This is a genomic window from Anaerostipes sp. 992a, from assembly GCF_001940245.1.
Lineage (GTDB): Bacteria > Bacillota > Clostridia > Lachnospirales > Lachnospiraceae > Fimousia.
The window spans coordinates 73880-89462 of the sequence record NZ_MJIG01000004.1 but is presented as its reverse complement, the minus strand read 5'-3'; the positions used below and the strand labels follow the sequence as shown (position 1 = coordinate 89462).

13 protein-coding genes and 1 tRNA gene are annotated in these 15583 nt (G+C 37.9%); 11 read left to right on the top strand and 3 right to left on the bottom strand.

Features of this window, described 5'->3' with window-relative positions; translation table 11 throughout:
- Positions 1–60: 60 nt before the first annotated feature.
- Positions 61–705 (bottom strand): lactate utilization protein, encoded by a 645-nt coding sequence (locus tag BHF69_RS04735; RefSeq protein WP_075669929.1) that lies wholly within the window; start codon positions 703–705, stop codon positions 61–63.
- Between the two features lie 103 nt (positions 706–808).
- Between BHF69_RS04735 and BHF69_RS04730 the strand changes: the two genes are divergently transcribed.
- The 9 genes from BHF69_RS04730 to ltrA all read left to right on the top strand — a co-directional run bounded on the left by BHF69_RS04730 (position 809) and on the right by ltrA (position 11021).
- Positions 809–2827 carry a DNA topoisomerase gene (locus BHF69_RS04730; protein ID WP_075669928.1) on the top strand — a complete coding sequence of 673 codons (2019 nt, stop codon included), beginning with the start codon at positions 809–811 and terminating at the stop codon, positions 2825–2827.
- Positions 2808–3476, top strand: a complete 669-nt coding sequence (locus tag BHF69_RS04725) for an acyltransferase (protein WP_075669927.1) — start codon at positions 2808–2810, stop codon at positions 3474–3476. Before BHF69_RS04730 ends, BHF69_RS04725 begins: the two co-directional genes overlap by 20 nt.
- Before the next feature lie 131 nt (positions 3477–3607).
- A complete protein-coding gene (locus tag BHF69_RS04720) occupies positions 3608–4300 on the top strand; it encodes an iron-sulfur cluster assembly scaffold protein (RefSeq protein ID WP_075669926.1) in 693 nt (230 codons plus the stop codon).
- Between the two features lie 12 nt (positions 4301–4312).
- Positions 4313–5323: a GGGtGRT protein gene (locus tag BHF69_RS04715; RefSeq protein WP_075669925.1), complete on the top strand. Its 1011-nt coding sequence runs from the start codon at positions 4313–4315 to the stop codon at positions 5321–5323.
- Positions 5324–5533: 210 nt separating this feature from the next.
- Complete coding sequence (locus BHF69_RS14570) at positions 5534–5665, top strand: hypothetical protein (protein WP_278276973.1); 132 nt, start codon at positions 5534–5536, stop codon at positions 5663–5665.
- A gap of 137 nt (positions 5666–5802) precedes the next feature.
- Positions 5803–7203 carry a L,D-transpeptidase family protein gene (locus BHF69_RS04710; protein ID WP_075669924.1) on the top strand — a complete coding sequence of 467 codons (1401 nt, stop codon included), beginning with the start codon at positions 5803–5805 and terminating at the stop codon, positions 7201–7203.
- Positions 7204–7317: 114 nt separating this feature from the next.
- Entirely contained in the window at positions 7318–7992 is a 675-nt protein-coding gene (locus tag BHF69_RS04705) for a Crp/Fnr family transcriptional regulator (protein ID WP_075669923.1), read from the top strand.
- Between the two features lie 53 nt (positions 7993–8045).
- On the top strand, positions 8046–9209 hold the full coding sequence (locus BHF69_RS04700) for an FprA family A-type flavoprotein (RefSeq protein ID WP_075669922.1): 1164 nt from the start codon (positions 8046–8048) through the stop codon (positions 9207–9209).
- A gap of 531 nt (positions 9210–9740) precedes the next feature.
- Positions 9741–11021: a group II intron reverse transcriptase/maturase gene (ltrA, locus tag BHF69_RS04695; RefSeq protein WP_158022527.1), complete on the top strand. Its 1281-nt coding sequence runs from the start codon at positions 9741–9743 to the stop codon at positions 11019–11021.
- Between the two features lie 92 nt (positions 11022–11113).
- On the opposite strand, the gene BHF69_RS04690 is transcribed toward ltrA, so the two are convergent.
- Entirely contained in the window at positions 11114–13126 is a 2013-nt protein-coding gene (locus tag BHF69_RS04690; RefSeq protein WP_075669921.1) for a molybdopterin-containing oxidoreductase family protein, read from the bottom strand.
- A 129-nt stretch (positions 13127–13255) separates the two neighbouring features.
- Between BHF69_RS04690 and BHF69_RS04685 the strand changes: the two genes are divergently transcribed.
- Positions 13256–14119, top strand: coding sequence for a DegV family protein (locus BHF69_RS04685; protein WP_075669920.1), 864 nt, complete (start codon positions 13256–13258; stop codon positions 14117–14119).
- 15 nt (positions 14120–14134) lie between these two features.
- Positions 14135–15295, top strand: a complete 1161-nt coding sequence (locus BHF69_RS04680) for an AI-2E family transporter (protein WP_075669919.1) — start codon at positions 14135–14137, stop codon at positions 15293–15295.
- 50 nt (positions 15296–15345) lie between these two features.
- On the opposite strand, the gene BHF69_RS04675 is transcribed toward BHF69_RS04680, so the two are convergent.
- Positions 15346–15419: transfer RNA gene (locus tag BHF69_RS04675), tRNA-Pro, on the bottom strand.
- Between the last annotated feature and the right edge of the window lie 164 nt (positions 15420–15583).

The following is a 15583-nucleotide window of genomic DNA, read 5'->3' as shown; positions in this document are numbered from 1 at the left end:
CCGTATTACGGTTCTTCTGCTGGATTTTCTGGAATATATGACAGAAGAAGAACACTTCTTTTAAAATCCCAGGTCTTCTCCTGTTAAAATAACTTTGATACGTCCATCCTGACGATTATATCTGGTGATGACCAGATTACAGCAGATACAGTCTTTGCTCAGACAGTCAGCACAGCTTCCTGTCTTGGAACAAGGAGTGTTCATCTGTTGTCGAATAGTGTTGGTCGGACCTGCAACCAGATGAATACGATTAATGGCATCTTCCAAATTATAAGCCACCTTATTCATACCAATGACCAAAACAACATGATTTGGTCCATGACAGAGACAAGCAACCCGGTTGCCACTACCATCCATGTTGACGATAATTCCATCTTTTGTAATGGCATTAGCACTCATAAAATAATAGTCAGCCATTGTAGATTTTCCATAGATTTCACGTTTCTCTTCTACCGTTTTCCCTGCAAAGCGATCAATGATCTGATAGTCATCTTTATGAACTTTCATATAATCCATAAAGCCGATCTCATTTAAAGATTCAGAACCACCCCAGCTAATGCTGCACTGAGAAGGCAAAAAAGAAATCGCTTTTTCCAATGCTTCTTTCTTTGTCTCACAGTAATAGCCTTCCATATTACGTTTTTTTAAGTGTTCAATCATCTGAATAGCAAGATTTTTTCTCGCAATCTGTTTGTAAGCAGTCATATGATACCTCCAATTTATATCCCTTATAGTGATAGAAATATTCTATCATTAAATAAAAAAATATGCTATAATATGTGAGCATTAAAAATAAAAGAGAAAAGAAATGAAGGCGGTAACTTACGTGAAGTCGTTATTTATTACAGAAAAACCAAGCGTTGCAAGAGAATTTGCAAAAGCACTGAAGCTGAACACAACCAATAAAGATGGATATATGGAATCCAACAACACGATCATTACATGGTGTGTTGGGCATTTAATTTCCATGAGTTATCCAGAAAAATATGATCCAGCATTGAAAAGATGGGATTTGGCAACATTGCCATTTTTACCAAAAGAATATAAGTATGAAGTAATTCCTTCAGTTAAAAAGCAGTATGAGATCGTCAGCAGTCTGTTACATCGGGAAGATGTAGATACAATCTATGTCTGTACGGACTCCGGGCGGGAAGGAGAATATATTTACCGATTAGTAGCACAGATGGCTCAGGTAGAAGGAAAACAACAGAAAAGAGTGTGGATCGATTCACAGACAGAAGAAGAGGTTCGTCGTGGCATCAAAGAAGCAAAAGATTTATCAGAATACGATCATCTTGCTGCATCTGCTTATCTGCGGGCAAAAGAAGATTATCTGATGGGAATTAACTTTTCACGGGTTTTGACGCTAAAATATGGGTGGACCATTTCTAATTATATGAAGCAGAAAAAGAATACGGTTGTTGCAGTTGGAAGAGTTATGACTTGTGTGCTGGGAATGATCGTTCAAAGAGAACGGGAAATCCGTACCTTTGTTCCAACACCTTTTTACAGGATCCTGGGGGATTTTATGCTGGGAGAAGAAAAAATTGAAATGGAATGGCGGGTTACACAGGATTCCCAGTATTATGGTTCTCCCTATCTCTATAAAGAAAATGGATTAAAGGAAGAACGATATGCCAAGCAGCTGATTGATTACATGGTAAAAGAACCACCTGTCACAGGGAAAGTTTGTTCTATTTCCAGAAAAAAAGAAAAGAAATACGCACCACTATTATTCAATCTGGCAGAGCTTCAAAATACCTGCTCTAAAATGTTTAAAATAAGTCCGGATCAGACGTTAAAAGTTGTACAGGAATTATATGAAAAGAAACTGGTGACTTATCCACGTACAGATGCCAGGGTTTTATCTACTGCAGTAGCAAAGGAAATTTATAAAAATATAAATGGATTAACAGGTTATACTCCACTTGCTTCTTTTGCATCAGAAATACTGGAAAAGAAACAATATCAGGGACTGGCAAAAAGCCGTTATGTCAACGATAAACAGATTACGGATCACTATGCCATTATTCCTACAGGTCAGGGACTTGGAACGCTTCGTTCTCTAAATCAGCTTTCGGCCAGTATCTATATGGTTATTGTACGAAGATTCTTAAGCATCTTTTATCCGCCAGCAGTTTATCAGAAGATCAATCTGGAGACTTTGGTATTAACAGAGCACTTTTTTACATCAACAAAAGTATTATTAGAAGAAGGATATCAAAAGGTTGCCAATGCTGGTCTGGAAAAGAAGGAAGAGGGCAATCCACACTTAGCAGAAGTTCTCTCTGCAGTTCGAAAAGGGAAACAGCTTCCGGTAAGAGAATTTCATATTAAGGAAGGAACGACGACTCCTCCCAAACGTTATAATTCCGGGTCCATGGTGCTTGCAATGGAAAATGCCGGGCAGCTGATTGAAGATGAGGAGCTGCGGGCACAGATAAAAGGAAGCGGGATCGGAACCAGTGCTACCAGAGCAGAAATTATCAAGAAACTGGTCAATAATAAATACATTGCTTTAAATAAAAAAACACAGATTCTTACACCGACACAGGTAGGGGAGATGATTTACGATGTAGTGTATGCTTCTATCCGCTCTTTGTTGAATCCAAAGCTTACAGCTAGTTGGGAAAAAGGACTTACCTACGTGTCAGAAGGAGCAGTAACCGAAGAAGAGTATATGCAGAAGCTGGAAAAATTTATTACGGATCGTACCAATGCGGTTCGCTGTCTGAATAATCAGTCTGTCTTACAGCAGTCTTTTGATTATGCAGCTCAGTATTATAAAAAGAAAGGGAAAAAAGAAAATGAAACAGTTAAGAAATAAAGAATTATTCAATGATTATACCCAGACAATTGCAAAAGATTTATTTGAAGCCTATGAATATCCATGGGAAATTCTTCCTCACATCAGTGAGACTATTTTGAAAATTGGTGAAACTCTGTCTGTTGATGAATACGATCATCCAGAAGAAAATATTTGGATTGCAAAATCCGCAACGGTTGCACCAACCGCTTATATCCATGGACCAGCTATTATTGGAAAAGAAGCAGAAATCAGACATTGTGCATTTATTCGTGGAAATGCCATTGTTGGAGAGGGGGCAGTCGTGGGAAATTCTACAGAATTAAAAAATGTTATCTTGTTTAACAAAGTTCAGGTTCCACATTACAATTATGTAGGAGATTCTATTTTAGGATTCAAATCCCATATGGGAGCTGGTTCTATCACTTCAAATGTAAAATCTGACAAAACATTAGTAGAAATAAAGACAAAAGAATGTAAAATTCAGACAGGATTGAAAAAAATTGGCGCAATTTTGGGAGATTATGTAGAAGTAGGATGTGGAACAATCTTAAATCCAGGATCCGTTGTTGGCTCTCATACAAATATTTACCCGCTGTCAATGGTACGGGGATTTGTAGAAAAAAATTCTATTTATAAGAAACATGGTGAAATCATAGAAAAAGAATGATAATTTATTCACAATTTTCATAGACAAAATTGAAAAAAAGTATAGAAGTTATATACAATTTATGATAAAATATAGCAAAGGTAGGCGCGAGGCTTACAAGTATATATTTTTAAACCGAAAGGAGTCTCAACATGATTTATTCACATGAAGTAGAAGAAATGTGTCCAGTAGCACTTGGCGTTAATCACGGTGCTGCTCCAATCCCAGAAGAAGCAAAATGGGTAAAAGCTAAAGACGTAACAGATATCTCTGGTTTATCCCATGGTATCGGTTGGTGTGCACCACAGCAGGGTGGTTGTAAATTAACATTAAATGTAAAAGAAGGTATCATTCAGGAAGCATTAGTAGAAACAATCGGATGTTCCGGTATGACTCATTCAGCTGCTATGGCATCTGAAATCTTACCAGGAAGAACAATCTTAGAAGCATTAAATACTGACTTAGTATGTGATGCTATCAATACAGCTATGAGAGAAATCTTCTTACAGATCGTATATGGTAGAACACAGAGTGCTTTCTCTGAAGATGGTTTAGCAATCGGTGCTGGTCTTGAAGATTTAGGTAAAGGTTTAAGATCTCAGGTTGGTACTATGTACGGAACATTAAAGAAAGGTCCTCGTTACCTTGAAATGGCTGAAGGATATGTTACAGGAATCGCTTTAAATGAAGATAACGAAATCATCGGATATCAGTTCATCAACTTCGGAAGAATGATGGATTTCATTAAAGCTGGTGACGATGCTCAGACAGCTATGGATAAAGCAAAAGGTCAGTACGGAAGAGTTGCAGATGCAGCAAAAATCATTGACCCAAGAAAGAATTAGGAGGTAGCGACAATGGCTTTATTTGAATCATATGAAAGAAGAATTAAACAAATCAATGCTTGTCTTGAAAAATACGGTATTTCTTCTATCGAAGAAGCTGAGAAAATTACAAAAGACGCTGGATTAGATGTATATCATCAGATCGAAGGCATCCAGCCAATCTGTTTTGAAAATGCAAAATGGGCTTACACTGTAGGTGCAGCTATCGCAATTAAAAAAGACTGCAGAAGAGCTGCAGATGCTGCTGCTGCAATCGGTGAAGGACTTCAGTCTTTCTGTATTCCAGGTTCTGTAGCTGACCAGCGTAAAGTAGGTTTAGGACATGGTAATTTAGGTAAGATGTTATTAGAAGAAGAAACAGATTGTTTCGCATTCTTAGCTGGACACGAATCTTTCGCAGCTGCTGAAGGTGCTATCGGTATTGCTGAAAAAGCAAACAAAGTACGTAAAAAACCATTAAGAGTTATCTTAAACGGTTTAGGAAAAGATGCAGCTCAGATTATTTCAAGAATTAACGGATTTACATATGTTGAAACAGAAATGGATTACTACACAGGCGAAGTAAAAGAAGTATTCCGTAAAGCTTACTCTGATGGATTAAGAGCTAAAGTTAATTGCTACGGTGCTAACGATGTTCGTGAAGGTGTAGCAATCATGCACAAAGAAAAAGTAGATGTATCTATCACAGGTAACTCTACAAACCCTACAAGATTCCAGCATCCAGTAGCTGGTACATACAAAAAAGAATGTATCGAACAGGGTAAAAAATACTTCTCAGTAGCTTCTGGTGGTGGTACAGGACGTACACTTCACCCAGATAACATGGCTGCAGGTCCTGCTTCTTACGGTATGACAGATACAATGGGACGTATGCATTCTGATGCTCAGTTTGCTGGTTCTTCTTCTGTACCTGCTCACGTTGAGATGATGGGATTAATCGGTGCTGGTAACAACCCAATGGTTGGTATGACAGTTGCTGTAGCTGTTTCTATCCAGGAAGCAGCAGAAGCTGGTAGATTTTAATCAGCGCTTACTTTTATGTAACAAAAATGGCTTAAACTCTAGGGTTTAGGCCATTTTTTAGTGCATAAGAAATTCCTCGAAAAGATTTTCGTATCATATTTTGTTTCTTGGCGATAATCATAGTATATGTTACATAATAGCCAAAGTGTTCTTAAGAGCATAAACTATCATAACAAAAGATTATTATAAATTCGAAGGAAGGAGCAAAATATGATATTATTTTTAGCAGGTACAGTTCTGGGTGGTATATTAGGTATTATCATAACATGCCTATGTGTAATGGCTGGAAAAGAAAATGATGATTTACAGCAAGAAAAATGGTTGAAACAAAATAATAAATAAAGCACTTTCGTATATGTACTTTATAAAAAAATAGCGTGAAAACATTGCATTCCAACAAAAAATGTATTATCGTATATAAGAATCGAAGTTATTGCTAAAAGTAAGATAAAATAATACGAGAGGAGTCATGTTGGAATATGGAAACTTCAAATGCAACCGAAGAAAAGAAGATTTCTTCTAAAACAAAAAAGATTTTATTAGCGATGTTGGCTGTTTTATGTGTCATATATGTGGCCGGTTTCATTTATTTTCAGAATCATTTTTTATTTGGAACAAAAATGAGTGATCAAAATATTGGCGGAAAGACAATTGACCAGGTAGAAGCTTTACTCAGCCAGAGCACTAATGATTACCAACTGGAGATAACTGGACGAAAGAATTTAAAAGATGCTATTAATGGGAAAGACCTTGATTTGCAAATTTCTTTAGGTGATAGCATTAAAAATGGCATGAAAGATCAAAATCCATTTTTGTGGTTTATTGGAGCGCAAGGTAAAAACAAAGAATTGAAGGCAGATGTTACTTACGATCAAACGAAATTGGCAAAAGAGATCAGACAATTGGATTGTTTTCAGAAGGAGAATGTGATCGCTCCTGAAAATGCTAAGATCATTTTAAAGGATGGAAAATATACCGTCAAAAAAGAAATCTATGGAACGACTGTCAATGAAGAAAAGCTAACAAAAAAAGTGAAAGAATCCTTAGCAAAGATTCACACTTCTTTAGATTTAAAAGAAGAAAAATGCTATGTAGATCCCACATTATTACAAGATGATGATCGTTTTGAAAAAGGAATGAAACAGGCAGAAAAGCTGGCCGATGTCACAATTACGTATGATTTTGACTATACTACAGAAAAAGTAGATAAATCTATGATTCAAAAATGGATTATTTTTGATAAAGAACAAAATGCCAAACTAAGTTATCGACGTGTACTGAATTATATAGAAACACTGGCGAAAAAGTATGATACATATTCTACGATCCGAACGGTCAAAGATGCAGCCGGAAATGATCATAAAATCTATTTCGGAAGTTATGGATGGAAGATCAGTCAGACAAAAGAAGCAAAAGCGCTGATGAAAGTCATTGAAGCAGGAAAAGATGTGAAGAGAGAACCGATTTACATGTATAAAGCTATCTGCCGTAAAAAAGGCAATATTGATTGGGACGATACCTATGCATTGGTAAATATTCAAAGCCAGTCTATGGTATTTATAAAAGATGGAAAAGCCGTAGTATCCTCCTCTGTTGTAACAGGAGATGTCACAAAAGGACACGGTACTCCTACTGGAGCGTATGCGGTTATGTATAAAGAACGGAATCAAACTTTGACCGGACAGGGCTATGCATCACCGGTTAGCTATTGGATGCCGTTTACTACCAACACAGGATTCCATGATGCAAATTGGAGAAGCAGCTTTGGTGGAAACATTTATAAGGGCAATGGATCTCATGGATGTGTGAATATGCCAAGCGGTAATGCTGCGGCACTTTATTCCGTGATTGAACCTGGAACACCAGTGTTTGTATATTAAGTAAATCCGATTTGATTTGGAAAATTGACACTGTAATAGGAAAATGCTATAATATGACCTAGTAAAGAACTATGATATTTTTGTAACATTTGTTACAGAATCGAAAGGCAGATTATGTTAGAATATGCAAAGAATGAACTGTTTCAGGGAATTGAAGAAGAAGAATTTGAGAGGATGCTTCAATGCTGTAAGGCGAGAACAAAAGTATTTGGAACAAATTCTTACATATTTTCGCAAGAATCTAAACCGCAGTACTTGTTTATTTTAAAACATGGGAAAGTAAATTTACTGAAGACATTTCCATCTGGGAAAAGAAATATTTTATATCAAATTCATGAAAATGAAGTGTTTGGAGAAAATTTTTTCTTTGCATCGGACGATATATATGGATATGATGCGTTGGCAGTCGAATGTTCAGAGGTTTTAATGATTCCTTATCAGTTTGTTTATAATCCTTGTAGCAATGTATGTGAGCATCATAAGAAGATGATTTACAATCTGCTTAACATACAATCAAAAAATAATTTGAAGATGTTGGCAAAACTTCAGATTGTTTCTAACACAACAATACGTCAAAAGATTGCTTTATGGCTGTTTAATCAGTACAATAGCCATTCCCCGATTCCAGTTTCTATGAATCGGGAGGAACTGGCAGAATATCTTGGCGTGACGAGGCCGTCCCTATCCAGAACGCTGATGGAGATGCAGAAAATGGGTTGGATTCGTATTCAGGGAAAAGAGATTTCTATTCTGGATTTGGGAAAATTAGAATCTTTGTTTGATGATTAGCTTATAGCTAAGCATAACTATAACACAAGCAGACTTTTAGGAGGTAATGCAGCATGAAAGATGTTACAATTTCTGATTCAATTGTATATATTGGAGCAGACGATAAGACAATTGACTTATTTGAAAGTCAATACGTAGTACCAAATGGAGTATCTTATAACTCCTATTTAATTTTAGATGATAAAATTGCAATTATGGATACTGTAGATCCAAGAGCAACTGAAGAATGGTTTGCTAATCTTGAGAAGGCTTTAGATGGAAAAACTCCAGATTATTTAATCGTATCTCATATGGAACCAGACCATGCCGGTAATATTCAGGCAGTTGCTGAAAAGTATCCAGAAATGAAGATTGTAGGAAATGCAAAAACATTCCCTATGATGGCTCAGTTCTTTGATATGGATCTTTCTGATCGTAAAGTAGTGGTAAAAGAAGGTGAAACTTTAGAATTAGGAAATCATGCACTGCAGTTCTTTATGGCACCACTGGTTCATTGGCCAGAAGTTATGGTAGCTTATGAACAGTCTGAAAAAATCTTATTCTCCGCAGATGGATTTGGTAAATTTGGTGCATTAGATACAGAAGAAGACTGGGCTTGTGAGGCTAGAAGATATTACTTTAACATTGTTGGTAAATATGGCGCACAGGTACAGGCATTATTAAAGAAAGCATCTGGACTTGATATTCAGATGATCTGCCCATTACATGGACCAATTTTAAAAGAAAATCTTGGATACTATATCGGATTATATGATACTTGGAGCAGTTATAAGCCAGAAAGCGAAGGAATCTTTATTGCATACGCATCCATCCATGGAAATACAGCAAAGGCTGCTAAAAAGTTAAAAGAAATCTTAGAAGCAAAAGGTGCTCCAAAAGTATCTATTGCTGATTTAGCAAGAGATGATATGGCAGAAGCTATCGAAGATGCTTTCCGTTATGATAGAGTCGTATGTTGCTGTGCTACCTACGACGGAGGAATGTTCCCTTGCATGGAAGACTTCCTTGCACATTTAAAAGCAAAGAATTATCAGAAACGTAAAATGGGCTTTATGGAAAATGGTTCCTGGGGACCAGTTGCTGCTAAGAAGATGAAAGCAGTAGTAGAAACCATGAAGGACATCACCATTGTTGATCCAGTTGTTACTATCCGTTCTACAATGAATGATGCGAACATCCAGACAATGGAAGAATTAGCAGATGCTTTATTAGCGTAATACATAATAGAAAGAGAAGTCTTACAAAATATGTCAGACTTCTCTTTTTGTTTGCGCGCCATGGGCGCGCTCTAACGGGTGAAAGTCCCGAACACGCCTAGGCAACGAGGAAGTGTATAGCCGAACAGCAAGGGTGTCCATCGTGAGGTGGAATCTGAAGGAAGCTGTAAGCAAACTCTTGGTCCGACGGACAGAAATCACATATAAGGCTCGGAAATACGGATAAGTCTGCAAAAGGAGATGAAGTCCAAAAGTTGCTGGAAGTACGAGTAAATGTGGCGGATAGATGAGAGGAAAGAGCGTGCACCTTAAGCGTGGAGGTCTCACAGAGGTATCATCAGCCTAGTAACAACGAACTGTGAGAAATCAGCCGAGCCCATAGTAGTGAAGAAGTCTCTGTAATGGGGATGGAGTGAAGGGGCGAACAATCAATCAGTTTGAGTATGTCTCGTATTGCAGAAATGACAACATCTGCCGTAACCAATCGGGTAAAAGATGGTCAAATCAAGCGAGACGGAAAGGAAAGAACGCATGGACACAAGTAATCTAATGGAGCAGATATTATCTAGTGATAATCTCAACAGAGCATATCTGCAAGTCGTACGAAACAAAGGTGCAGAGGGAGTGGACGGAATGAAGTACACAGAACTCAAGGAACATCTTGCAAAGAACGGCGAAATCATCAAGGAACAGTTGAGGACAAGAAAATACAAACCTCAACCAGTACGAAGAGTGGAGATACCAAAGCCTGATGGTGGTGTCAGAAACCTAGGAGTACCAACGGTAACAGACAGATTTGTACAACAAGCCATTGCACAGGTACTAACACCAATCTATGAGGAACAATTCCATGACCACAGTTATGGATTCAGACCGAATAGGTGTGCACAACAAGCAATCCTAACAGCACTTGATATGATGAATGATGGTAATGATTGGATTGTAGACATTGACTTGGAAAAGTTCTTTGACACAGTAAATCATGACAAGCTGATGACCTTAATTGGAAGAACAATCAAGGATGGAGATGTCATCTCCATTGTGAGAAAGTATCTTGTCAGTGGAATTATGATTGATGATGAGTATGAAGACTCTGTAATAGGAACACCGCAAGGAGGAAATCTTTCTCCGCTATTAGCGAATATCATGCTCAATGAACTTGACAAAGAAATGGAAAAGCGAGGGCTCAATTTCGCGAGATATGCGGATGACTGTATCATTATGGTTGGGAGTGAAATGTCTGCAAATCGAGTAATGAGAAATATCTCTCGATTCATTGAGGAGAAACTAGGGCTTAAGGTCAACATGACAAAGAGTAAAGTGGATAAACCGCAAGGACTCAAATACCTTGGATTTGGATTCTATTTTGATTCAAGAGCACACCAATACAAGGCGAAGCCACATGCAAAATCAGTTGAGAAATTCAAGAAGAGGATGAAGGAACTCACCTGTCGTAGCTGGGGTGTAAGCAACAGCTACAAAGTGGAGAAACTCAATCAACTTATCAGAGGATGGGTTAACTACTTCAAGATAGGGAGTATGAAACATCTGTGCAGAGAAATGGATAAACATATCCGATTCAGACTTCGTATGTGTATATGGAAACAATGGAAAACACCACAAAACAGGGCAAAGAATTTAATGAAACTAGGCGTGCCCCAATGGGCAGCAAAGCGAACATCCTACGCTAAAGGGTTCGCAAGAGTATGTCGAGGTTCAGATGTATGCCAAGCTATAAGCAATAAGAGACTAACCTCATTCGGATTAGTCTCAATGTTAGATTACTACACCGAAAGGTGTGTTACTTGTTAAGTTGATTGAACCGCCGTGTACCGAACGGTACGCACGGTGGTGTGAGAGGTCGGAATTTCTCAATCAAGAGAAATTCCTCCTACTCGATTTAATTAATTTCGTTTACGAATATCAACGGTATTGTCATTTAACGAAGAAGCTTTTCCATAATCAGTTAAACGCTGGGATAAAAGCGCATTTACGGTAAGTTGATTGAAGGATTGTTCCTTTCGGTAAATGCCCTCTGCTACGACGGTTCCCTTTTTCACCCGATCAGTAATATGTGCACGGAAAACAACTGTTGCCAGGTCATTAAAGACATCTATCATATCACCATTTATGATTTCTCGTTCACCGGCATCTTCCGGATGAATGAGAAGGAGCATTTCACCTCGTTTTTCTACCAAATCTTCCCGCTCATTGAAAGTAGAATTTAAAGTCTGCACATGAGGTGCAGTAACCAGACGAAGCGGATAATTTCCGCCATGGTTTTCTTTATAATGAGGAAGCCAGTCTTCTTCTGGTAAAGATTTATTAATGAACTGAACCTTTTTGCACGGTGTTTCATAATCGTGAGGATCTGGTGTTGGTAGTAGCACGCCAAAACCAGATTGAAAGCGTTCCATTTCATTCTCGGTCCATTTGGAATGAAGGATAGAAGATTCCCCAATTATTTTTTCCACAATTTCATCATTGCTCATTTGCCAGAACGGATCTTGAAATCCCATGCCTTTTGCTAGAAGACAAAAGGTATCCCAGTTACTCTTGGATTGGCCAAGCGGCGGAATCACAGGATATGTTCTCTGGACACATGGATGACCATAAGGAGTACTGATATCCCCATGTTCAACAGAAGTATCGGCCGGCAAGACAATATCCGCATATTGGGCAGTATCCGTCATAAATCGCTCATGTACAACGGTAAATAAATCTTCTCGCATAAGCCCCTGTAAAACCTTCTTTTGATCTGGAGCCACATTTGCAGGATTTACGTTGTATATATAGATTGATTTCACTGGAGGTGTTAAATCACAAAGTGCATCTCCTAATTGATTCATATTAATGCTTCGTACCGGTTCCGTCAGAAAATCCGGTCTGGTTACCAACTCACGATTGAAAAATCTTCCAGAAGACATTACCCCCAAAAGACCTCCTTTCGGATCTCCCAATGCTCCTGTCAGCGCCTGAAGAGCAACAATGCTTCGAACAGTCATGGCACCATTACCATGACGTGAAATACCAGAACCGATCAAGATGGAAGGATGCTTGGCATTTCCAAGAAGGAGGGCTAACTGTTCCACCTCTTTTATAGAAATTTTACAGATTTGAGCTGTTTTTTCCGGTGTATATTGGTGTAAGGAATCTATAAATTCCTGCCATCCTTCGGTATATTTTTCTAAAAAGGTATAATCGATCAAAGATCGCTCTTTCATAATATGGGCAGTTCCCAACGCTAATGCTCCATCTGTTCCTGGACGCACTAAAATGATTTCATCTGCTAAGGAAGCCGCTGGTGTTTCATATGTTTCGATGAGGATTACCTTTGCTCCGTTTTGTTTGGCTTTTTGAATTCTCTCATAAGCGTGAATGAAAGTAGCAGCCACGTTTGATCCCCAGATGATGATCAGATCACTTTCTTCTAAAATAGCTGGATCTCTTGTCTGTGTACTACCAAGTATTTGAGAATACCCTGCTTCCTTTGCTTTGGAACAAATGGTCCTCTCTAAAACAGATGCACCCATATAATGAAAAAATGCTTCTCCACATTTATTTTGCACTGTGTGCTCTGTACCTGCATAAGAATAAGGAAGAATTGCCTGTGCACCATCTTTTATAATGATGGATTTCCAGGTATCTGTAATCTCCCTGATTGCCTCTTCCCAGGAAATAGGGGTAAATAATCCGCTCCCCTTACTTCCAGTACGCTTTAACGGGGTTAAAATACGATCCTTATGATGAATGGTTCGTTCATAGTGATTCATCTTTCTGCAAAGAAAACCTTTTGTAACCGGATGCTCAGGATCGCCTTTCACCCTTTTTATAGATACTCCATCCGTTTCTAAGAGAAGGCCACACCCATCGGGACAATCATAGGGGCAGGCGCTTCGTTTCCAATATGTATTCATTCTCGATACCTCATTTAAATCTCCATTATTTCTAAAATTTCTAAAAATATTTTATCATTATTTGACCTGTCCGTCAAAAATGTTATAATACTTATTGCATGTATTGTATGAGATCAATGGAGGAATAAGATGAAGATAATTGTAGCAACCGATAGTGCAAGTGGAATTACAAAAGAAGAAGCCAAAAAGCTGGAGATTCCAGTTTTACCAGTTCCTTTTATCATCAATGGAACCGAGTATTATGAAAATGTGAATATGACAAAAGAAACTTTTTACCAATTATTGAACGATGATGCCGAGATTTCAACCTCTCAACCATCTTATATGGCTTTAACAGAATTTTTTAATAATTTATTAAAGGAATATGATGCCATCATCTACATTCCACTTTCCAGTGGATTAAGTGGCTCTTGCCAAACCGCTTCTATGATTGCAGCAGATGAATATGATGGAAAAGTCTGGGTGGTCGATAATCAGAGAATTTCCGTCAGTCAGCGCCAGTCTGTATTAGATGCCCAGTTTCTGATTCAGCAGGGAAAATCACCACAGGAAGTTTATGATCAGCTTATGAATACAAAATTTGATAGCAGTATTTATATTATGCTGGACACATTAAAATACTTGGCAAAAGGAGGTCGGTTAACACCAGCTGCAGCGGTAATTGGAAATGTTCTGAATTTAAAACCTGTATTACAGATCCAGGGAGAAAAATTGGATGCATTTTCAAAAACAAGAGGTTATAAAAAAGGGACGAAAATCATGTTAGAAGCATTAAAAAATGATTTATCTGGTCGTTACCATGAATTTGATGAAAAAGGAGAGATGTATCTTCAGATTGCACATACCAACTGTCTGGATCGTGCCCTGGAGTTAAAAGAAAAGATGGAAGAGGAATTTCCAGGATATGAAATCTTTCTTACAGATCTCCCATTGGAAGTTTCCTGTCATTTGGGTGAGGGAGCGCTAGGCGTGGCATGTACCAGAAGACTCTGATAAAGGGGGAATGATATGGAACTGAAAAAAAATACAATGAAAAGTATGGCCGGTTTAATTGCTTTTGGGATTATACTATATTGGATTATGAATCATCCACATGTCGCTTTTCAGATTTTGGGCAGAGGTCTATCTCTAATTTCTCCATTATTACTGGGAATCTGTATTGCATTTATTATGAATGTATTGCTGCGTTTAGTAGAACGGCTCTGGGATATCCTTATGCAAAGGAGAAAAGGTCAGTGGAAGAATCGATATAAACGGCCACTTTGCCTTTGTCTGACTTTGATCATGATCACAGGAAGTATTTTTATCATATTATTTATGATCGTTCCAGAGTTACAACGAACAGCTATGGAGATTGTTGATATGATTCCATGGTATTTAAATGAAATCGAACACTGGACAAAGGAATTTTCCATGAAGTTTAGCTCCGGAACTATCACTTTACCAGAATTTAAGATTGATACAAAGGCGGCAATGGATGTCATTGGAGGATTTCTGACCAGGAGTGGCGAATCCGTATTTAATAAAACAATGGAGATGACAACATCTATTTTCTCAACCTTGTTTAATCTGGTACTGGGACTGATTTTTTCTATTTATATATTGTTGAGTAAAGAAAAGCTATATAGTCAATGTAAAAAGATGTTATATGCCTTCTTGCCGGAGAAGAAAGCCGCAGAAACCATTGAGGTTATGAAATTAACAAACCAGACATTTTCCAAATTTGTAACTGGACAGTTTACGGAAGCATTGATCATTGGAGTGCTTTGTTTTCTTGGGATGAGCATTTTATCTATTCCTTATGCAACCATGATTTCTGTATTAGTGGGCTTTACTGCATTGATTCCTGTATTTGGAGCCTTTATTGGCACAGCAGTGGGAATATTGATGATCATTACGGTAAATCCGATGAAGGCAATCTGGTTTGTCATTTTTATTGTAGTCTTACAGCAAATCGAAGGAAATCTTATTTATCCAAAAGTTGTAGGAAAATCAGTTGGTCTTCCAGGCATGTGGGTACTTTTCGCTGTAACTATCGGCGGAAATGGCTTTGGTATCTTAGGAATGCTCGTCGGAGTACCTGCTTGCTCTGTTCTTTATGCACTTACGAGAAAAACGGTTTATCGAAAACTAAAAGAAAAAAGGATTTCGAAAGAATGTTATCGCTAAAAAATACCACAAAGTTTGTAAATACAGACTTTGTGGTATTTTTCTTTTACTCGAAGCGACAAGATTCGAACTTGCGACCTCTGCGTCCCGAACGCAGCGCTCTACCAAACTGAGCCACGCTTCGAAGTACCAGAATATTGTATTCCTTTTTGTGTAAAAAAGCAAGACTTAATAGGGAAAAAAATACCAAATTGAAAGAAATTCTTTAGATTTTATTAATAATAAGATAAGACTCGTTTGCTAGTATAAGAGTAGCAATATGGAATACATCATTAAAAGTAACTTGAC

Coding starts and splice junctions, on each gene's coding strand:
- BHF69_RS04720 (WP_075669926.1), top strand. CDS start 3,608: ATGATTTATTCACATGAAGTAGAAGAAATGTGTCCAGTAGCACTTGGC.
- BHF69_RS04690 (WP_075669921.1), bottom strand. CDS start 13,126: ATGAATACATATTGGAAACGAAGCGCCTGCCCCTATGATTGTCCCGAT.
- BHF69_RS14570 (WP_278276973.1), top strand. CDS start 5,534: ATGATATTATTTTTAGCAGGTACAGTTCTGGGTGGTATATTAGGTATT.
- BHF69_RS04700 (WP_075669922.1), top strand. CDS start 8,046: ATGAAAGATGTTACAATTTCTGATTCAATTGTATATATTGGAGCAGAC.
- BHF69_RS04730 (WP_075669928.1), top strand. CDS start 809: ATGAAGGCGGTAACTTACGTGAAGTCGTTATTTATTACAGAAAAACCA.
- BHF69_RS04705 (WP_075669923.1), top strand. CDS start 7,318: ATGTTAGAATATGCAAAGAATGAACTGTTTCAGGGAATTGAAGAAGAA.
- BHF69_RS04680 (WP_075669919.1), top strand. CDS start 14,135: ATGGAACTGAAAAAAAATACAATGAAAAGTATGGCCGGTTTAATTGCT.
- BHF69_RS04685 (WP_075669920.1), top strand. CDS start 13,256: ATGAAGATAATTGTAGCAACCGATAGTGCAAGTGGAATTACAAAAGAA.
- BHF69_RS04715 (WP_075669925.1), top strand. CDS start 4,313: ATGGCTTTATTTGAATCATATGAAAGAAGAATTAAACAAATCAATGCT.
- BHF69_RS04735 (WP_075669929.1), bottom strand. CDS start 705: ATGACTGCTTACAAACAGATTGCGAGAAAAAATCTTGCTATTCAGATG.
- BHF69_RS04710 (WP_075669924.1), top strand. CDS start 5,803: ATGGAAACTTCAAATGCAACCGAAGAAAAGAAGATTTCTTCTAAAACA.
- ltrA (WP_158022527.1), top strand. CDS start 9,741: ATGGACACAAGTAATCTAATGGAGCAGATATTATCTAGTGATAATCTC.
- BHF69_RS04725 (WP_075669927.1), top strand. CDS start 2,808: ATGAAACAGTTAAGAAATAAAGAATTATTCAATGATTATACCCAGACA.